This window comes from Pantoea allii (genome assembly GCF_002307475.1).
Lineage (GTDB): Bacteria > Pseudomonadota > Gammaproteobacteria > Enterobacterales > Enterobacteriaceae > Pantoea > Pantoea allii.
Window position 1 is genome coordinate 389,004 of sequence record NZ_NTMH01000003.1, and the last position, 19,091, is coordinate 408,094.

General features: G+C 55.5%; 14 protein-coding genes. 8 read left to right on the top strand and 6 right to left on the bottom strand.

The features are described from left to right. The first annotated feature begins 1 nt into the window (after position 1). Both CMR03_RS02665 and CMR03_RS02670 read left to right on the top strand, forming a co-directional pair. Complete coding sequence (locus CMR03_RS02665; RefSeq protein ID WP_096010677.1) at positions 2-2,965, top strand: virulence factor SrfB; 2,964 nt, start codon at positions 2-4, stop codon at positions 2,963-2,965. Beyond that, on the top strand, positions 2,962-5,337 hold the full coding sequence (locus CMR03_RS02670) for a virulence factor SrfC family protein (RefSeq protein ID WP_096010678.1): 2,376 nt from the start codon (positions 2,962-2,964) through the stop codon (positions 5,335-5,337). Before CMR03_RS02665 ends, CMR03_RS02670 begins: the two co-directional genes overlap by 4 nt. On the opposite strand, the gene CMR03_RS02675 is transcribed toward CMR03_RS02670, so the two are convergent. From CMR03_RS02675 to CMR03_RS02685, 3 genes are all read right to left on the bottom strand, one after another. Further along, entirely contained in the window at positions 5,334-5,597 is a 264-nt protein-coding gene (locus CMR03_RS02675) for a barstar family protein (RefSeq protein WP_096010679.1), read from the bottom strand. The two genes, CMR03_RS02670 and CMR03_RS02675, sit on opposite strands and share 4 nt — an antisense overlap. A 2-nt stretch (positions 5,598-5,599) precedes the next feature. After that, positions 5,600-6,037: a ribonuclease domain-containing protein gene (locus CMR03_RS02680; protein ID WP_063879525.1), complete on the bottom strand. Its 438-nt coding sequence runs from the start codon at positions 6,035-6,037 to the stop codon at positions 5,600-5,602. Between the two features lie 89 nt (positions 6,038-6,126). Further along, positions 6,127-6,483, bottom strand: coding sequence for a helix-turn-helix domain-containing protein (locus CMR03_RS02685; protein ID WP_063879524.1), 357 nt, complete (start codon positions 6,481-6,483; stop codon positions 6,127-6,129). 311 nt (positions 6,484-6,794) lie between these two features. Here CMR03_RS02685 and CMR03_RS02690 point away from each other — a divergent pair, with 311 nt between their 5' ends. The 3 genes from CMR03_RS02690 to CMR03_RS02700 all read left to right on the top strand — a co-directional run bounded on the left by CMR03_RS02690 (position 6,795) and on the right by CMR03_RS02700 (position 11,524). Further along, on the top strand, positions 6,795-7,949 hold the full coding sequence (locus CMR03_RS02690) for an efflux RND transporter periplasmic adaptor subunit (RefSeq protein ID WP_096010680.1): 1,155 nt from the start codon (positions 6,795-6,797) through the stop codon (positions 7,947-7,949). A gap of 12 nt (positions 7,950-7,961) precedes the next feature. Then, positions 7,962-11,117 carry a multidrug efflux RND transporter permease subunit OqxB gene (gene oqxB, locus CMR03_RS02695; RefSeq protein ID WP_096010681.1) on the top strand — a complete coding sequence of 1,052 codons (3,156 nt, stop codon included), beginning with the start codon at positions 7,962-7,964 and terminating at the stop codon, positions 11,115-11,117. Between the two features lie 221 nt (positions 11,118-11,338). Continuing rightward, positions 11,339-11,524 (top strand): hypothetical protein, encoded by a 186-nt coding sequence (locus tag CMR03_RS02700; RefSeq protein WP_096010682.1) that lies wholly within the window; start codon positions 11,339-11,341, stop codon positions 11,522-11,524. An 11-nt stretch (positions 11,525-11,535) separates the two neighbouring features. Here CMR03_RS02700 and CMR03_RS02705 read toward each other — a convergent pair whose 3' ends face one another. Together CMR03_RS02705 and CMR03_RS02710 are read right to left on the bottom strand one after the other, a co-directional pair. Beyond that, positions 11,536-12,030, bottom strand: a complete 495-nt coding sequence (locus CMR03_RS02705; protein ID WP_063879521.1) for an RrF2 family transcriptional regulator — start codon at positions 12,028-12,030, stop codon at positions 11,536-11,538. Positions 12,031-12,218: 188 nt separating this feature from the next. Continuing rightward, a complete protein-coding gene (locus CMR03_RS02710; protein ID WP_096010683.1) occupies positions 12,219-13,397 on the bottom strand; it encodes an MFS transporter in 1,179 nt (392 codons plus the stop codon). A 192-nt stretch (positions 13,398-13,589) separates the two neighbouring features. Between CMR03_RS02710 and tus the strand changes: the two genes are divergently transcribed. Further along, a complete protein-coding gene (gene tus / locus CMR03_RS02715; protein WP_096010684.1) occupies positions 13,590-14,531 on the top strand; it encodes a DNA replication terminus site-binding protein in 942 nt (313 codons plus the stop codon). A 33-nt stretch (positions 14,532-14,564) separates the two neighbouring features. Here tus and fumC read toward each other — a convergent pair whose 3' ends face one another. Further along, entirely contained in the window at positions 14,565-15,962 is a 1,398-nt protein-coding gene (gene fumC / locus CMR03_RS02720; RefSeq protein ID WP_096010685.1) for a class II fumarate hydratase, read from the bottom strand. Positions 15,963-16,159: 197 nt separating this feature from the next. On the opposite strand from fumC, the gene manA reads away from it, so the two are divergent. Both manA and CMR03_RS02730 read left to right on the top strand, forming a co-directional pair. Continuing rightward, positions 16,160-17,335, top strand: coding sequence for a mannose-6-phosphate isomerase (gene manA, locus CMR03_RS02725; protein ID WP_096010686.1), 1,176 nt, complete (start codon positions 16,160-16,162; stop codon positions 17,333-17,335). A gap of 131 nt (positions 17,336-17,466) precedes the next feature. After that, positions 17,467-18,966 (top strand): YdgA family protein, encoded by a 1,500-nt coding sequence (locus tag CMR03_RS02730; RefSeq protein ID WP_096010687.1) that lies wholly within the window; start codon positions 17,467-17,469, stop codon positions 18,964-18,966. The last annotated feature ends 125 nt before the right edge of the window (positions 18,967-19,091 follow it).

Sequence of the window (19,091 nt, forward strand, 5' to 3'; positions counted from 1 at the left end):
TATGTTGGCTCCCCTGATCGATGATAAGCAGAAGATTTCACTGATTGAGAACAGTGGCGTACAGTTCCTTGATTTTGGACTGCAACTTTCCGCTACTCAGGCGCGCCGCCAGTTCGTGCGCCAGACCGCGAACGGCCCGTTGCTGCGCCTGAATGTAGACGGCAACAGCGGTAAGTTTTTACTCTATCCGCAGGACGGCGGTGCGCCGGAAGTGGTGCGCCCTGAAACCGACATCGCCCTGGCCGACTCCCTGACGCTGCTGGAAGCATGCTGGCTGCCGCTGCCGATGCTGCGCTGCGCATCAGGCCGACGTTTTATTGGCGGCCCGGAAAACTGGGCGCGCATGCGGCTGGTTGCCCTGGATAAGCCGGACAGTACAGGCAATACGCACCGCGTCACCCTGGCTTTTGATACCCGCTGCGTGCCTGAAGAAGACGGCGGCGAGCAGTTGGGACTGACGCCCTCCGATGCGCAAAACGGTGTCACCTTTGCGCTGGCCTGGCACAACTACGAGCTGGGCGATTTTCTTGACCATACGTGGGTGGATGGCTGGCTGCGTGAGTCCTTCACGGATCGCGTATCCGATCGCCGGGAACAGGCAATTAGCCAGGCTCTGCGTGAATTTGAATACCAGGCGCATTACCTCAACCTGCTGGAATTGCTGGGCGAACAACTTAACCTTACTGAAATTCATATTCAGGCCGCCACGCTGCAAACGCCGGCGGTCAATGTCGATATCATCCTCGACGTGGGGAACTCCCACACCTGCGGCATCCTCGTGGAAGATCACCCGGAAGAGAGCAATGGCCTGAAGCAGACCTATGAGCTGCAAATGCGCGATCTGTCTCAGCCCCATCGGGTTTATAACGAACTGTTCGACAGTCGACTGGAATTTGCCGAAGCCCGTTTTGGTAAAGCTAACTTTTCGCTGGAAAGCGGCCGCGAGCAGGCCTTTATGTGGCCCTCGTTAACCCGTGTCGGACGTGAAGCCAGTCGCCTGGCGCTGCAGCGTGCCGGTCTGGAAGGCAGTACCGGCCTGTCCAGCCCTCGCCGTTACCTGTGGGACGAAGCACGCTATCAGCCAGGCTGGCGCTTCAATCAACAGAGTCCGCAGGGTGAGCCTCAGGCCTGTGCTGCACCTTTTACCTCATTGATGAATGACGAAGGTCAGCCGCTGTATGCGCTGCCCGTGGACGAGCGCTTACCCGTGTTCTCCGCCCACTACAGCCGCAGTTCACTGATGACCTTTATGCTGTGTGAGTTACTGGCTCAGGCGCTGATGCAAATGAACAGCGCGGCACAGCGTCAGCGTATGCCGCAAAGCCATGCGCCGCGTCAGTTGCGCCATGTCATTTTGACGCTGCCGTCCGCCATGCCAAAACCCGAACGTGAAATATTCCGTCGCCGTATGCAGGAAGCCATCGCGCTGGTGTGGAAAGCCGAAGGCTGGCATCCGGCTGACGAGGATTTTACCGAGCAGAGCCAGGCCCAAAGCAGCAAACCCGTGCCGGATGTGCAGATGGAGTGGGACGAAGCCACCTGCGGCCAGATGGTGTGGCTGTTTAACGAGACCCAGGTTAACTTTGCCGGTCGTGCAGAAGATTTCTTTAGCAGCATGGCGCGCCCCGACCGTCCGCGCGAAGCCGACGAGCTGCCAGGCAAGAGCCTGCGTATCGCCTCCATTGATATTGGCGGCGGCACCACCGATTTAGCCATTACCCAGTACCGTCTTGATGACGGTCAGGGCAACAACGTCAAAATCACCCCACGCCTGCTGTTCCGCGAAGGTTTCAAAGTGGCCGGTGATGATATTTTACTGGATGTGATTCAGCTGTGGATTTTGCCTGCACTGCAGCAGAGCCTGCAAAAAGCAGGACTGACGCTGGCTGAGCCGCTGATCAACAAGCTGTTCGGTCACGACAGCCGCATGGATGGACAGGCAACGTTACGCCAGCAGGCCACGTTACAGCTGTTTATCCCGCTGGCTCAGGCGGTGCTGGAACGGTACGAAAACTGGGACCCGCTGGAAAGCCATGCCGAGATCAACGCCCTGTTTGGCGAACTGGTCGATCAGCGCCCTGCCGATGCGGTGCTTGCCTTTATTAATGGTGAAATTCAGCGAGAACTGGGCGGTAACAGCCGTTTCGATCTGCTTGAGGTGCCGCTGGTCGTGAGCATGGCCCAGCTTCACGGTGAGTTTATGCAGCACCGCATGGCGATTATTCCGGCCCTGCGCTCCATGTGTGAAGTGGTCTCGCTCTATCAGTGCGATGTGCTGCTACTGACCGGACGTCCGTCGCGGTTCCCGGGCATTCAGGCACTGGTGCGCCATCTACAGCCACTGCCGGGTAGCCGTATTCTGTCGCTCGAAGGCTATCACACCAGTGACTGGTATCCGTTTAATAAGCACGGCCGTATTGATAACCCGAAATCGACCGCCGCAGTCGGCGCGATGCTGTGTCTGCTGGCGCTGGATTTACGCCTGAGCAGCTTCTGGTTCCGTGCAGGTGACTTTGAGCCTTACTCCACCATTCGCTATCTGGGTATGCTGGACGAAAATCAGGCGCTGACGGATGAGAACCTCTGCTATAGCGACATCGATCTCGACGATCACCAGTTCTCGCTGGACCGCAAAAGCAGCTTCCGCATTCGCGGTAACGTATGCCTGGGATTCCGCCAGTTAGATAATGAACGCTGGCCCGCCTCGCCACTGTACAGCCTGACGCTCAACGATGCGGCACTGGCACGCAAGGTCGCAGGTGAAAGCGTTCTGCGCGTGAAGCTGGCAGTGAAGGCCGGTCCGGGTGCGCCCGGCCCTGAAAATCTGGTGTTAAGCGAAGCCAAACTGGATGATGGCACGCGTGTTCCACTTGAACATCTGAGCCTCAAACTGAATACTCTCTCCGCCACGGGCAATGCCAATGCGCAATACTGGATTGACAGCGGGAGTGTGTGTAAACGATGAGATCGGTAAAACCCCGCCAGCCGCAGACGCTGGCAAAACGCCTGAGTTTATTGCAGGACGCCCTGAACGGCAGCCTGGCCTGGATTGAGAGCACCCGCGAACAGTCGCCGCGGCTGGCACTGGAAGCCGAAACCCTGACCCTGCAGTTACGGCAGGCGCGCGTGCAGGCGCAGGCCCTGGCGCAGCAGGTTGCGCGCCCGGTAACGCTGGCACTGTTTGGACAGTCGCAGGCGGGCAAAGCCTGGCTGCTGACGGAAATGGTGGCTGACGCACAAGGTCAGTTAATCACCGCGCTGAGCGATAAACCGATTAATTATTTCCAGCACGTCAACCCGGGCAATCTCGATTTTGCCACCGCAACGCGTTTTACCCACCAGCGTGAAATCCTCTCCTCGGAGTGGCCGGTCGAGCTGACGCTGCTGAGCGAGGCCGAGGTGTTGCGTTTGGCCATCTCCTGTGGTGAAGGGGTAACGCAGCCCGACACCGCGAAAATTGACAGCGTGCTGCAACGCCTGCAACGCCATCGTTTAACTACGCCGTTGCCGGGTCTGGAGAGCGATGCACTGGTCACGCTCTGGTCCTGGTGCCGCCGTCATCACCTGTATGACGCCCAGTTGGATCGCCATTTCTGGCCGCAGGCTGTTGAACTGGCTCCCTGGCTGAGCGTGGATGACCGTGTGCAGCTGTTTTCACTGCTGTGGCCCGCCGAGCCGGCCCTGAATGAGCTGGTGCGGAGCTTACTGCACTTACGCCATCAGCTGCGTAACAGCACCCGGGTACTGGCTCCGCTCAGTCTGCTGACGGATAATTCCTTGCTGCCCGCTGAGCAGCTGATCGTTCCCGCCAGCGAGCAGGATCAGTCGCTGTCGGTTGAAGTCTGTCCGTTAAACGGTAACCGTCTGGGTAAGCCGCAGAACGTGACGCTGGGATTACTGGCCCTGCTAACGCTTGAGGTCACCATCCCACTCAGCTCCACCCCGCGCACCGCGCTGTATGACGATGCCGACATGCTGGAACTGCCTGCACCCGGGACGCCGAGCGATCCGGCGCTGCGTGAAGAGCGCCAGCGTCTGCAGAAGCAGGATGCGTTACGCGCGCGCCTGCTTGAGCACAAACGAATCCTGATACCGGGCCTGTATGCCGCCCGGCAAAGTATCGACCTGCTGTTGATCTGCACCGCCGCCAGCCAGCGTCAGGATGTCGATGTCGCCAGTCGGGCATTGCGTGAATGGCAGCGCCACCAGCCGGTCAATGAAGCGGGTGAAAAACCTCGCCTGATTTGGGCGATCACGCCTTACGATGCGCGCCATCAGCAGATCAATGTTGACGAGGCGGTACAGCGTCAGGTGGGACAACCGGGTCAGCAGTGGGGTTCTATGCTGGCCCTGGATCGCGCAGGCGTGGATCGGATGTCTGACTGGCTGCAGGAAGAAATGCAGCCCGACGCACGTCGCGATATGCTGATTGCCCAGTTGGCACAAATCCAGCACGCCGTAGTCGAGCGCCGACTGCAGCCCTGGACGGAAGCCGGTGCGTCGCCAGACCAGGCCGCTCGCAGGCAAAGCATCGCCGACACCTTGCTGAAATGTTTACAACACCGCACCGGTTTGCATGGCGAACTGCTTGAGCGCTTACAGCCGTCCCGCGAAGCCTTGCGCCAGCTGTGGCTCAACCAGTCCACCTCGTCTGTTCCGGCGGCGACCTCCAGTATTCAGGCACCGGAAAATCAGTTTGGTATTGGCTTTGAGTTTGATTTGTTCAGCGATGCCGAAGTTGAACAGCCTGCCCCTAAGCAGACCAGCTTCGGTCAGGGTTCAGCCCAGTTTCCACGTCAGGTTTTTAGCCTGTGGCTGAACCACCTGCGTCAGCTGCCGGAAAACCAGAGCCTGTTAGCCCTGCTGAATATTGATAAAGCGACGATGGAGTGGTTGATCGAAGAACTGATTACGGCCAGCTTCCGCACCGGTATTCTGCAGTCCCTGCAGCAGGCGTTACATGAACCGGATGCACAGAGCATGACACACGAATCACGTGCCGACCGTCAGGTAACCCGCGCGATGACGGTGCTGGGGGATTTTGTCGCCTGGCTTGGTTTTCTTCAGCGGCCAGAAGCGGAACGTCCGGGAAGCCGGGTCAATCGGGGACAGTCCATTTTCTCGCGTCCGCCCGCGCCCAGCGTGAATTTTAGCGCAGGTCAGCGACTGACGAAGCTTTCTGCCGCGCCCGCTAACCATACGGCCTATTATATTTACGACTGGCTGGTGGGGCTGAACACGGTGATTATTGAGAACAACGGTTATACCGGCGGTGGCGATCTGCCGGTCGCCGCGCGCGAGTCACTCACCGCGCTGCTTAAACCGTTACGCCACTAACTGCCAATCAGGCGCAGCTCGCCCGCCAGCGACTGCGCCGCCTCTTCCAGTAGCGCCACCACAGGTGCCAGCTCGGCATGACACTGTTCTGCATGTAGCAGATGAATCTCGGCGGGCAACGCCATTCCTCCGGTCAGCCAGTCCCATAGCGCATCCAGATTGTTGCCGAATCCAGCGCTGCAACCGCTCTGCGCGGCAAACGCACGATAGAAGGCATCACGCTCGGTGATCTGACGCAGGTCGAAACGTAAGGTCAGCATGATTAAGGGACCGGCTTGAAGGTGCGGTAGTGATCGGTAGAGAGGAAAACCAGGCCATCGGAGGAGTAAACCAACCGGTCTGCTTCACGGTGACCGCAGCGGTAGTTCACATCGGCCTCAAACCACTGACGATCGGAACGTTCAGGTAATTTTCTTTCGCGGTTGGAAAAACGATCGCCGCCGATAGCTTTACCCGGCAACACCTCGCACAAGTCCCCTTTCGCGGGATTCCAGCCAAGGCGACGGGCCTGCTTCTTGGTAATGTAATAATCGGGCAGTTGCTGATGCTGCAGGACCCACCGGGCGACCGTTCGCACATCCGTAAGAGCAGCAATGTCTGACGCAGACGTTTTGGCTGGTGCAGAGGTCAAATAAGGTTTTAACCCTACCCAACAGAGGACAAGGATCAGAACCAGCCCAACCCACAGTTTTTTTGACATGATGGCATCCCTTTAAACAGGATGCAGATGATAGCAGCTTTACCTGAGGATCAAAAAGCGCGGGCCAGATTACCTGGCCCCGGCGGTGTTTACTGCATTGACTGCATGGCAGCCTGAGAAGGCACGCTGTGACGACGCCATGCGCCCGGTGCCACACCATACTGTCGTTTGAAGCTGCGATTGAAAGACTGCTGAGAGTCAAAACCCAGCGATATCGCCACGTTCAGGATAGGTTCATTGGTGCTGGTCAGGCGGTCAGCCGACTTTTTCAGCTTTTTAATGCGAATATATTCACCCAGTGGATAGCCCGTGTGCTCTTTGAACATCCGTTGCAGGTGCCATTTTGAGTAGCCCGCGCGCTCAGAAACGGTGTCGAGATCGAGACGTGCTTCGATGTTGTTGTCGATCCAGTCAATAAGGTCGTGAATAAAAGCGTTACTCATCATGTTTAGTCTCCCGTCGCGACAGCGAACAGTATTAGTATCAGTTGCAGTTGCAGTTACACTAAAAGCGTGGATGACAATGCCACTTAATGCAAGTTTAATTAATACATTAAATGCCGCACTTTTTATGGGGCTTATTTTCAGTCACCGCCAGGCCGATTTCTTCGGCTTGTCATACCGCACATAAAGTGTATCAGTAATTCTTGCAGTTCTTTGACGCACAAGCCTACACTCCTCGCGATAAATTGCAACCATAGAAGTTGCAAATATTGGCCTGCGGGCTTCATTTCACTGTTCATCGCGGAATCACAACAATGATTACTAACTGGGTTCGTCAGGGATCTACCCTACTGGGAATGGGACTGTTGGTCAGTCTGCTAAGCGGGTGCGACACCGGCCAGACAAAAAATGCACCGCCGCCGCCGCCCGAGGTCAGCGTTGCAGATGTACTGGTAAAGCCTGTCAGTCAGTGGGACAGCTTCAACGGGCGCGTCGAAGCCGTAGAAAGCGTGCAGCTTCGGCCACGGGTTTCGGGTTATATCGATACCGTGAATTATCACGAAGGTGATGAGGTTAAAAAAGGTCAGGTGCTGTTTACCATCGACGATCGTAGCTACCGCGCGGCGCTGGAACAGGCAAAAGCGACGCTGGCCCGGGCACGGAGTCAGGCCAGCCTGACCCGAAGCGAATCGGCGCGAACGGAGAAGTTAGTCGGGACTCAGGCCGTATCGCGCGAGATGTGGGAACAGCGGCGTTCAACAGCCAGTCAGGCGCAGGCCGATGTGCTGGCCGCCGAGTCCTCTGTGGCAATGGCCCAGCTCAATCTGGATTTTACCCGCGTGACCGCCCCGATTGACGGTCGGGCCAGCCGGGCCATGATCACCAGCGGCAACCTGGTCACCGCCGGTGACAGCGCCAGCGTGCTCACCACGCTGGTCGCGCAGGACAAGATGTTCGTCTATTTCGACGTCGATGAAACGACGTTTCTGCACTATCAGGCGATGGCGCGTCAGGGACAACAGCGGCACGCCCTGCCCGTTGAAATTGCCCTGGCAGGGGAACAGGGATATCCGCATCGTGGCAACGTCGACTTCCTTGATAACCAACTCAACGCCAGCACCGGCACAATCCGTATGCGCGCCCTGCTGGATAACCGCGATCGCACCTATACGCCCGGCCTGTTTGCCCGCGTACGTCTTCCCGGTAGCGCGCAGTTTAATGCCCTGTTGATCGACGATAAAGCCGTGCTGACCGACCAAGACCGCAAATATGTCTATGTGGTCGATGCCCAAGGGAAAGCCCAACGTCGGGACGTTAAGCCCGGCGCGATGGCAGACGGATTACGCATCGTTGCCGCCGGTTTACAGGCAGGCGATCGGGTTATCGTTGCCGGACTGCAAAAAGTGTTTATGCCCGGTATGCCGGTAACGGCAAAAACTGTCGATATGGCTGCCACTGCCGCTCAATAATCTGAGGTTGTTATGGATTTTTCCCGCTTTTTTATTGATCGGCCGATCTTTGCCGCCGTGCTGTCCGTATTGATTTTTATTACCGGACTGATCGCCATCCCGTTGTTGCCCATCAGTGAATATCCCGATGTCGTGCCGCCCAGCGTACAGGTGCGTGCCGAATACCCTGGCGCTAACCCGAAAGCGATCGCTGATTCCGTAGCGACCCCGCTCGAAGAAGCGATAAACGGGGTTGAAAACATGATGTACATGAAGTCGGTGGCCGGTTCTGACGGTGTGTTGGTGACCACGGTGACCTTCCGTCCCGGCACCGATCCGGATCAGGCGCAGGTTCAGGTGCAAAACCGCGTGGCTCAGGCGGAAGCGCGGCTGCCGGAGGACGTGCGTCGGCTCGGCATCACCACTCAAAAAATGTCGCCAACGCTGACGTTAGTGGTGCATCTGTTTTCCCCGAATAACACATACGATTCGCTCTACCTGCGCAATTACGCCACGCTGAAAGTGAAAGATGAGCTGGCCCGCCTGCCGGGTGTTGGGCAAATCCAGATTTTTGGTGCCGGTGAATACGCGATGCGCGTCTGGCTGGACCCGAATAAAGTGGCGGCGCGCGGTTTAACCGCGTCTGACGTTGTGAACGCGATGCAGGAGCAGAACGTGCAGGTCTCCGCCGGGCAACTTGGGGCAGAACCGTTAAAAAAACAGAGCGATTTTCTCCTGTCCATCAATATGCAGGGGCGGCTGGAAAACGAGCAGCAGTTTGGCGATATCATCTTAAAAACCTCGGAAGACGGTTCGCTGGTGCGCCTGCGTGATGTCGCGCGTATTGAAATGGGCTCGGGCAGCTATGCTCTGCGTTCGCAGCTAAATAACAAAGACGCTGTCGGTATTGGTATCTTCCAGGCACCGGGAGCCAACGCCATCGATCTGTCCAATGCGGTGCGGGCCAAAATGGACGAACTGGCAACCCGTTTCCCTGATGATGTGAAGTGGGCCGCGCCTTACGATCCGACCGTTTTCGTTCGTGACTCCATCAAGGCCGTGGTGCAAACCCTGCTGGAAGCGGTGTTTCTTGTGGTGCTGGTGGTGATTCTGTTCCTGCAAACCTGGCGGGCCTCGATCATTCCCCTGCTGGCGGTTCCCGTGTCGGTGGTAGGCACATTCAGCGTGCTTTATTTGCTTGGATTCTCGCTTAATACGCTGAGCCTGTTCGGGCTGGTACTGGCCATCGGTATCGTGGTGGATGATGCCATCGTGGTGGTGGAGAACGTTGAACGCAATATCGAGATGGGACTGTCACCTAAGGCGGCTGCGCATCAGGCAATGCGTGAGGTCTCCGGTCCCATTATTGCTATTGCCCTGGTGCTGTGTGCCGTGTTTGTCCCCATGGCGTTTCTGTCGGGCGTGACCGGGCAGTTTTACAAGCAGTTCGCCACCACCATTGCGATTTCAACGGTCATTTCCGCCATTAACTCACTCACCCTTTCGCCCGCGCTGGCCGCGCTGTTACTTAAGGATCATCAGGCCCCGAAAGATATGCCGACGCGCCTGATCGATCGGCTGTTTGGCTGGATTTTCCGTCCGTTTAACCGCGTCTTTCAGCGCAGCGCGCACGGCTATGAATCGATGGTGGAAAAAACGCTGCGTCGTCGCGGCGCCGTGTTTGGCGTCTACCTGGTATTACTGGTTGGTGCAGGCTGGATGTTTCATGCCGTACCAGGAGGATTTATTCCTACTCAGGATAAACTTTACCTGATTGGTGGCGTAAAAATGCCGGAAGGCTCGTCGTTAGCGCGCACCGATGAAGTGATTCGTCAGATGAGCGAAATCGGCCTGCAAACGGAAGGCGTGGCCTACGCGGTGGCGTTCCCCGGCCTGAATGCGTTGCAGTTTACCAACACACCGAACAGTGGCACGGTCTTTTTTGGCCTGAAACCCTTCAGCGAGCGCAAACAAACGGCGGCGCAGATTAATGCGGAGATCAATGCGAAAATTTCCCGCATTCAACAGGGCTTTGGCTTTTCGATTATGCCACCGCCTATTCTGGGATTAGGTCAGGGTTCGGGCTATTCCCTGTACGTGCAGGATCGGGCCGGACTGGGCTATGGCGCACTGCAAACCGCCATTAACACCCTCTCGGGTGCGGTGATGCAGACGCCAGGCATGCACTTCCCCATTTCCTCTTACCAGGCCAACGTGCCCCAGTTAGAGGTGCAGGTTGACCGTGACAAAGCGAAAGCTCAGGGCGTGACGCTGACCGCGTTGTTCAGTACGCTACAAACCTATCTGGGTTCATCCTATGTTAACGATTTCAACCGTTTTGGCCGCACCTGGCGCGTCATGGCGCAGGCGGATGGGGAATTCCGCGACAGCGTTGAGGACATTGCGAACCTGCGCACCCGTAACGACCGCGGTGAAATGGTGCCCATCGGCAGCATGGTGCACATCACCACGGCCTACGGACCCGATCCGGTTATTCGTTATAACGGCTATCCGGCAGCAGACTTAATCGGTGATGCCGATCCGCGCGTGCTCTCTTCAGCTCAGGCGATGCGTCAACTTGAAACCCTGTCCGGCCAGTTACTGCCGAACGGCATGAATATTGAATGGACCGATCTCAGCTATCAGCAGGCGACGCAGGGCAATACGGCGCTTATTGTTTTCCCTGTCGCTGTCCTGCTGGCGTTCCTGGTGCTGGCCGCGCTGTATGAGAGCTGGACGCTGCCGCTGGCGGTGATCCTGATTGTGCCGATGACGATGCTGTCTGCCCTGGTGGGAGTCTGGTTAACCGGCGGCGACAATAACGTGTTTGTGCAGGTCGGACTGGTGGTGCTCATGGGGCTGGCCTGTAAAAACGCCATTTTGATTGTCGAATTTGCCCGTGAACTGGAGATTCAGGGCAAAGGCATTGTTGAGGCCGCGCTGGAAGCCTGTCGCCTGCGTCTCCGCCCTATCGTCATGACCTCTATTGCTTTCATTGCCGGTACGATTCCCCTGATTCTGGGTGAAGGTGCGGGCGCTGAAGTTCGGGGCGTCACGGGTGTAACGGTATTTTCCGGCATGTTAGGCGTCACCCTGTTTGGTCTGTTTCTGACCCCGGTGTTCTACGTGGCGCTGCGTAAGCTGGTGACGCGTAAAGCCGCGCATCACGCTTTACAGCATCCACAATAATCGGTTTGATCCGGGCGGTAATCTTATCGCCCGGATCGGATTTTGCTCTCATATTTTCCTGAACCGCACCACCTGATGCCTGATGTGTTGCCACACAGATTATGCCATGCCTGTCAGGGGCTGGTGCGTTTAAGGGAGCATGGTTTAACACCGACGAAAAGGGATTTGCCCCAGAACGCCAGGTTGTGTAGCACACGACGAAGTGAACAGATGCAACCAAGATGGCTAAGCTGGCAAACGTATCATCGCAGACTGCGAACAGGCCTTGGGTCGATAACGACATCATGGATGAAGGGAGTGAAGTACAGGCGGGCGTTAATATGCGTGTGGTTTTTCAGCTGGCGGTAATGATTGCTCAGTTACTGATCCGTATGACGGATTTAGCGGCTGGCAGGTTCAGGATATAAAAAAAGCCGCATCAGCGGCTTTTTTTGCACAGGTTTTCTGGCTCTGCCACATCCGGCTCAGGCACGGCGGTGCAGTTGCTGGTATCGTGGGTTTTAAGCTCATTTAGCGCATCCGCAACGGTACGTTTGGCTAATACCGCCAGGGATGCCTGCTCGGCTTCTTCTGCGATGGATTTAAAATACCAGCACAGGTTGGCGCTGACCAGACAGCGCGGGGCAACGTCCGGGCGGGCGGCCCAGAGTTTTTTGTCATCGGTGACGGAGACATAAATATCACGCAGAGTGATATCCGCCGCCGGTCGGCCAAGATGGATGGAACCAGTACGACCCAGCGTGGACACGATAATTCCGTCACGCGTCAATGGCACCATCAACTTGCGTATAAAACTTGGGTTTGCTTCAAGCCCGTAAGCGAGAATCGCGCTGGTAGAGCGTTTTCCCATTTGCTCCGCCATCGCCACGCTCAGAACCATTTGCAAAGCTGTCGGGAAGCGATAATCAAGCATCTTTGTATCCTGAGTTGCGGTACGTTTTTATTGTTGTATTGCCGCATGAGTTAACAATGAATCAGCTGTAAATATAACAAACACGGTTACTTTTTAGAAGCAAGAGGCCCGCGACAAGGCACATATTCACCAGCATAAGGCCCACGACAGCACAAGGTGCTTACCGCCCTGCCACTTCCCCGATTCGCTTACGGTGCAGCACTGACGCGCGCGGGAAGCCGTTTTTTCAGCGCCACCACCAGCAATACATTAAGCACGGCCAGCACGCACAGGAGCCACAACGTGACGTTTGCCCCATAGGTGGCAAATACATAGCCAAACACCAGCGGCGTCAGCGCCTGACCGATCAGCGCCGGACGCGCCATTCTGCCCGCCAGTACCGCATAGGCTTCCGGCTTAACCATCACCAGCGGCAAGGTGCCACGCACAATCGCACGCAGGCCGTTGCCCGCGCCGTACAATATCATGCTGAACAGCGCCGTTTGAGGAAACAGTGCCAACAGCAATAAACCCAGCGCGACCAATCCCACTGAAAAAAATGTGGTCCAGATGGGATGCCCGCCTTTAAAAGCCATATCGATAATGCGCGACGCCACCTGACACGGCCCCAGAATGGCACTGATTGCTAGCGCAGAGGCCAGGCTGTAACCGCTTGCTTCCAGCAGCGTGATTAACTGAACGGATATCGCCGTCATGATCACCGATGCCAGGGTAAAAATGGCGCACAGCAGACGGAACAGCACTACAGGAAAATCCGCTTCAGCGCCGTGCGGACTTTTATTACGCTTTACCGGTGCGGGCGGTTTACCTGGCGGCAATGCAAACAGATAGGCAGGCAGGACACAGACCAGTAACAACCCGGCGATGGCGAAACAGGCGCCGCGCCAGTCAAGCCAGTGAATAAGCAGCGCCGTGCCCGGCCAAACCAGGCTGGTGCAGAATCCAGAGATAAGCGTGATGCCGGTAATGGCACCGCGCGCGTGTCCGCCATAGCGAGTGCCCAGCGTGGCAAACAGTGCATCGTACAGCCCCATCGCCATGCCCACACCAATGATCACCCAGGCAAATAAAAATACAGGTAAATGATGGCTGAACCCCATCAGGGTTAACCCTGCTGCCATGACGAGCCCATTTAATGCCAGCATCAAACGCCCGCCGGTCTGTGCAATGATGCGCCCACAGCGAGGTGCCAGCAGCCCGGAGACCAGAATACCCAACGACAGCGCGCCATAAACCCACTGTTGTGACCAGCCGGTTTCCGCCACGATGGGCGCAGCCATCAGGTAGAAAGATCCCCCCCATGAGACGATCTGAACCAGTCCCATAAGGATAATGCTGAATGAACCAGGCTTTTTCATTACATCCATGTCGGGCATCCGTTAGCAGGCAAAGGGTTTTTATAACATGTTAATGCATAGGGGGAAAAATGTTGCCGATGGCTTTTTTGCTGTCAACGCGGGCTGGCGGCACGGTTTTCATTGTCTGACTAAAAGTATGTTGTAACTATAAGCGCTATTGCAGAGAAGGAACCGTTCTGCCACAGTAAGCATGTTGTAACTATGGAGAAGACAACCGTGCGCTACGATTTAGTGACAGACATGCAGCAATGCGTAAAGGATCTTGAGCAGGCATTGGGGGAACTCCGTCAGCAGACAGAGTCGCTTCCGCTGTTGATTGCCCGGGTCTTTCGTTTACCGCCGGTCGAAAAAGGCCACGAACATGACCCCATCAGCCAGATTACCGTCGAGCAGCAGCTTGGCATTGCGGCACGCGAGATGGCGCTTAATCACTACTGTCGGTTGTTTATGCAACATCAGTCGGAAAAGCTCAGCACTAAAGCCGCCGTGCGCTTACCGGGTGCGCTTTGCATTGAATGCAACGAACAGGAAGAGCGTGAACTGACCGGCCGTATCGCGGGGATCAATCAAAGTAAAGCCCGTCTGGAACAGTTGATTACCGTGGAGTCCGGCCTGCCCTCTGAAGCCCGCTTTGAATTTGTTCATCAGCATTTACGTGGGCTGATCACCCTTAATGCCTACCGAACCCTTACCGCTATCACAGCACCAGAGAGTTTGCGTTTTGGTTGGGCCAATAAACAGGTCATTAAAAACGTGAAACGGGAAGAGATTGTCGCCCAACTGGAAAAAAGCCTGAAAGCCGGTCGCGCACAGGCGCCCTGGACGCGTGAGCAGTGGGCAGAAAAGGTGCAGCAAGAGCTGGCGGATGTCCGTGCCCTTCCCGCTTCGGCGCGTCTTAAAATCAAGCGTCCGGTCAAAGTGCAGCCTATCGCGCGGGTCTGGCGCGCAGAAGAGAAAAAGCAAACCCAGTTGGCCTGTCCGTCACCGATTTTGGTGCTGTGTCGCGACCGCAGCCAGGTGCCCCAGTTAGGTGAACTGTTGAATTATGATGCCGACAATATTACGCATCGCTATAAGCCTGCCGCCGAACCGCTGTATTTGCTGATTCCCCGACTGCATTTATGGGTGGATTGTCCGGTATGACATCAGGGCCGTGCTGGCCCTGATGAACCTGACTTACTGCTTCATACTGCCGACCATCTCTTCCGGACGAACCCAGGCATCAAACTCTTCTTCAGTGAGATAACCCAGCTTCAGCGCCGAGGCTTTAAGCGTTAAGCCTTGTTTGTGAGCCTGCTTGGCAATTTCCGCGGCTTTGTCATAGCCAATATGCGTATTTAACGCGGTAACCAGCATAAGCGACTCGTTAAGTAACTGCTCAATTCGCTCACGTACAGGTTCAATACCGCTGGCGCAGTGGTGGTTGAAACTGTCCATGCCATCTGCCAGTAAACGCACCGACTGCAGGAAGTTATGGATAATCATCGGACGATAAACATTAAGCTCAAAGTTGCCTGACGCACCGCCCATATTAATCGCCACATCATTCCCCATCACCTGGCAGCACAGCATCGTCAGGGCTTCGCACTGGGTTGGATTCACCTTACCTGGCATAATCGAACTGCCCGGTTCGTTTTCCGGGATAGCGATTTCACCGATACCACAGCGTGGGCCTGATGACAGCCAGCGCACATCATTGGCAATCTTCATCAGCGACGCCGCCAGCCCTTTAAGCGCCCCGTGCGCATGTACCAGCGCATCACAGGTTGCCAGCGCCTCAAATTTATTCGGCGCGGTCACAAAAGGTTGTTGAGTTAAATCGGCTAAAGCTTTAGCCACGCGAACCGCATATTCAGGATGGGTATTCAGGCCGGTTCCCACCGCCGTTCCGCCCAGTGCCAGCTCCGCAAGGTGCGGAATGCTCTGCTCAATATGCTTAAGATTATGTTCGAGCATGGCGACCCAGCCAGAGATTTCCTGGCCTAGCGTTAACGGCGTGGCATCCTGTAAATGTGTACGACCAATTTTTACGATGTCTTTGAACGCCTCTGACTTGGCGCTCAGCGTTTGTTTAAGCACGTTCAGCTGTGGAACCAAATGTTCGCGAACCGCAATCACTGCCGCCACGTGCATGGCGGTGGGAAACACATCATTCGAACTCTGGCTCTTGTTAACATCGTCGTTAGGATGCACCAGACGCGCCATTCCGCGCTCACCGCCGAGCAGCTCACTGGCGCGGTTAGCCAACACTTCATTCATGTTCATGTTGGTCTGGGTGCCGGAACCGGTCTGCCAAATCGCCAGGGGGAACTCGTCACTGTGCTTGTCCGCTAACACCTCATCGGCGGCGTTAACGATCGCCTCAGCCCGCTCCGCTGGCAATAAACCCAGATCCCGGTTAACGCTGGCGGCGGCACGCTTGGTCATGGCCAGCGCGTGAACCAACGCGACAGGCATTTTTTCTGTCGAAATACGGAAATGCTCCAGTGAGCGCTGTGTCTGTGCGCCCCAAAGTTTCTCAGCCGGTACATCAATTGGCCCCATTGAATCTTTTTCAACGCGATTGGCTGCCATGATTCTCTCCTTAGCACAGTTTTAGATAAGACGTCGCGTCACCCATTGCCGGTTAAAGCCTGTGTGACGCGGTTAAACCTATACAATTTATTAACATCCTCCGAGCTTAGCATCCTTCTTGCGCTGGATATGTATTTTCCATGTCAGTTTCTGGTTTAATAAGCGCAATATTTCCCGCCAGTAAGGCAATTAATTTCATGAAAAAAATGGCTAACTCTCTGCAAAATTATGCATGGGGCAGTAAAACAGCATTAACGTCGCTTTATGGCATGGCGAATCCTAAGCAGTTGCCGATGGCTGAACTGTGGATGGGGGCGCACCCAAAAAGCCCATCGACTGTAGAAGAACATGGCAAGCCCCGTTCGTTACGTGATGTGATTGCGGCCAATCCGCAGCAGATGCTGGGCGATGCCGTGGCGAAGCGCTTTGGCGAATTGCCTTTTCTGTTTAAGGTGCTGTGTGCCGATCAGCCGCTGTCAATTCAGGTGCATCCCTGCAAACGCGCCGCCGAAGAGGGCTTTGCGCGGGAAAATGCGGCGTCCATCCCACTTAACTCCGCGGAACGTAATTACAAAGACGCTAACCACAAACCCGAACTGGTTTATGCGCTGACGCCGTTTAAAGCCATCAACGGCTTTCGCGAACTGAAAGAGATGGTTTCACTGCTGGAGCCGGTTGCCGGGGCGCATCCGCAGATTGCGCAGTTCCTGCGCCAACCTAACCTGGAGAGCCTGGCGGCGCTGTTTTCCACCCTGCTCTCACTTGAGAACGATGCAAAATCGCACGCGTTAGCTGTCCTGATGACCACAGCCCAGCAACACCAGGGTGAGCCATGGCAGACCATTACCGACATCGCCGTGCAGTATCCGGATGACAGCGGTCTGTTTTCTCCGCTGCTGCTCAACGTGATCACTCTGCAACCCGGCGAAGCCATGTTCCTGTTTGCTGAAACCCCGCACGCCTATCTTCATGGTGTCGCGCTGGAAGTCATGGCCAATTCCGATAACGTGTTGCGCGCTGGCCTGACGCCAAAATATATTGATATTCCAGAACTGATGGCCAATCTGAAATTTGAAGAAAAACCGGCCAGTCAGTTACTGACCCAACCCGAACAGCACGAAAACAGTCTCAACTTTCCTATTCCGGTGGATGATTTTTCATTTTCCATTCATACGGTTACGGATAAGCCGCTTTCTGTCCATCAGGACAGTGCAGCCCTGCTGTTTTGCATTGAAGGTGAGGCAACGCTCGTCTGCGGCCAGCAGCAACTGGTGCTAAAACCCGGCGAATCCTGTTTTGTCGCGGCGAACGATCCGTCCCTGACGATCGTGGGTCACGGCCGTGTAGCACGTGTATTTAATGCGTTAAACTGAGACGGCTGACGTCACTGCGCTTAACTGCTATTATTTCAAACTATTAGCTAAAATGCCTGCGGGCGCTTCTTCTTCCGCTGTCTGGCGCAGTCTGCAAGGCGGATGAAATCAAGGATAAGGACGATTCAGCAATGAAAAAGACTCAAGTTGCCGTTGGTGTGGTAGTTGCTCTGGGCGTAGTCTGGACAGGTGCGGCATGGTTTACCGGCAAAAAGCTGGAAAGCAATATGGATCAGATGATTCAAAATGCCAACGCTCAGTTAACTACTCTGGCGCCCAACAGTCGTCTGAAGGTCAGCTATCAGGATTATCAACGCGGCATTTTCAGCAGTAAAATGAATGTGGTCATTCAGGCGAGCTCTCAAACGGAAGATAACCCGCTGTTAAAACCGGGTCAGAGCATCATTCTTAATGAGCAGATCGATCACGGTCCTTTCCCGTTCGCCCAACTGAAAAAATTCAACCTGATCCCGAGCATGGCATCGGTTCATACCACCCTGACAAACACTGACGCGGTCAAAAAACTGTTTGAGCTGACGAACAACCAGTCGTTCATTAATGCTGAAACGCGCGTGGGTTACAGTGGAAGCACCGATACCGCGGTAAATATTCTGCCAATCGATTATCAAAATGCGCAAACGGCGCAGCGCGCGGCCACCAGTGGCGGCACGGTGAACATCAGTGCAGATAACAAAGGCGATAAAGTCTCGCTGGACAGTGACATCGCAAGCGTTGCTATCACCAGCAAAAATCAGGTCGACCAGCCAGTCATGTTTACGCTGAACGGCCTGAAAGTTAACGCCGATACCCATCTCACCAGCGAAGGCGTGCGCATTGGCGATCAATCCATCAGCGTGGATAAAGTCGCCGCCGCCGTGAATGGTCAGGACGCTGTGATTCTTAACAAGATGGTCGGTGATTCTGCCTTTGATAACAAAGCGGGCAAAATCAGTGGCGATATCAATTACAAGATTGATGGCGTTGAAGTACAAAAACAAAATCTGGGCCAGTTTGCCTTAAAAATGAAGCTGTCACAGTTTGATGCGCAGAGCGTAAAAACCTTCTCGGATAACTATAACGCCCAGCTGACCACGCTGATGAATCAGCCCGGCGTGGCAGACGATCCGGTACGTTTCCAGACTGGCGTGCGTGCCATTCTGCTGAACAATCTGCCTGTGCTGTTAAAAGGCGCGCCAACAATCAGCGTTGCACCTCTGAGCTGGAAGAATGATAAAGGTGAAAGCACCTTTAATCTGAACGCGAACTTTAACGATCCATCAACAGTGACTGGCGAGCCGCAGACGCTGGCCGCCACGGTAGACCGCGTGTTGAAAACGCTGGATTTAAAACTGTCTATCAATATGCCGATGGCAACAGAAACCATGCGTCACATTGGACTGGCAGAAGGTTATCAGGCTGACGACGCGCAGAAGCTGGCCGATCAGCAGGTTAAAGGCCTGGCGGCGATGGGGCAGATGTTCCGTCTGACACAAACCCAGGACAACAACATCGTCACCAGCCTGCAGTATGCTAACGGCCAGGTGAATATGAATGGCGATAAAATGACGCTGGAACAGTTTATGTCGCGTTATATGCTGGGCGTGCCAACCAACGAAGGCATGCCAGAATAAGCGTTATCTTCCTGAAGCAGGCGGCTTTGGCCGCCTTTTTTTATGCCTGAACGCCCCATGCTGCCCCATAACTGGCAAAACGCATGTTCGAAGATCACCTTCCCTTGCGCAATTAAGCAGCACCT

What these genes read in the sequence shown, in the direction of transcription:
- CMR03_RS02665 (WP_096010677.1), top strand. Translation starts at nt 2, where the DNA reads ATGTTGGCTCCCCTGATCGATGATAAGCAGAAGATTTCACTGATTGAG.
- oqxB (WP_096010681.1), top strand. Translation starts at nt 7,962, where the DNA reads ATGGATTTTTCCCGCTTTTTTATTGATCGGCCGATCTTTGCCGCCGTG.
- fumC (WP_096010685.1), bottom strand. Translation starts at nt 15,962, where the DNA reads ATGGCAGCCAATCGCGTTGAAAAAGATTCAATGGGGCCAATTGATGTA.
- tus (WP_096010684.1), top strand. Translation starts at nt 13,590, where the DNA reads ATGGAGAAGACAACCGTGCGCTACGATTTAGTGACAGACATGCAGCAA.
- CMR03_RS02685 (WP_063879524.1), bottom strand. Translation starts at nt 6,483, where the DNA reads ATGATGAGTAACGCTTTTATTCACGACCTTATTGACTGGATCGACAAC.
- CMR03_RS02710 (WP_096010683.1), bottom strand. Translation starts at nt 13,397, where the DNA reads ATGGATGTAATGAAAAAGCCTGGTTCATTCAGCATTATCCTTATGGGA.
- CMR03_RS02705 (WP_063879521.1), bottom strand. Translation starts at nt 12,030, where the DNA reads ATGCTTGATTATCGCTTCCCGACAGCTTTGCAAATGGTTCTGAGCGTG.
- CMR03_RS02670 (WP_096010678.1), top strand. Translation starts at nt 2,962, where the DNA reads ATGAGATCGGTAAAACCCCGCCAGCCGCAGACGCTGGCAAAACGCCTG.
- CMR03_RS02700 (WP_096010682.1), top strand. Translation starts at nt 11,339, where the DNA reads ATGGCTAAGCTGGCAAACGTATCATCGCAGACTGCGAACAGGCCTTGG.
- CMR03_RS02690 (WP_096010680.1), top strand. Translation starts at nt 6,795, where the DNA reads ATGATTACTAACTGGGTTCGTCAGGGATCTACCCTACTGGGAATGGGA.
- CMR03_RS02680 (WP_063879525.1), bottom strand. Translation starts at nt 6,037, where the DNA reads ATGTCAAAAAAACTGTGGGTTGGGCTGGTTCTGATCCTTGTCCTCTGT.
- manA (WP_096010686.1), top strand. Translation starts at nt 16,160, where the DNA reads ATGAAAAAAATGGCTAACTCTCTGCAAAATTATGCATGGGGCAGTAAA.
- CMR03_RS02730 (WP_096010687.1), top strand. Translation starts at nt 17,467, where the DNA reads ATGAAAAAGACTCAAGTTGCCGTTGGTGTGGTAGTTGCTCTGGGCGTA.
- CMR03_RS02675 (WP_096010679.1), bottom strand. Translation starts at nt 5,597, where the DNA reads ATGCTGACCTTACGTTTCGACCTGCGTCAGATCACCGAGCGTGATGCC.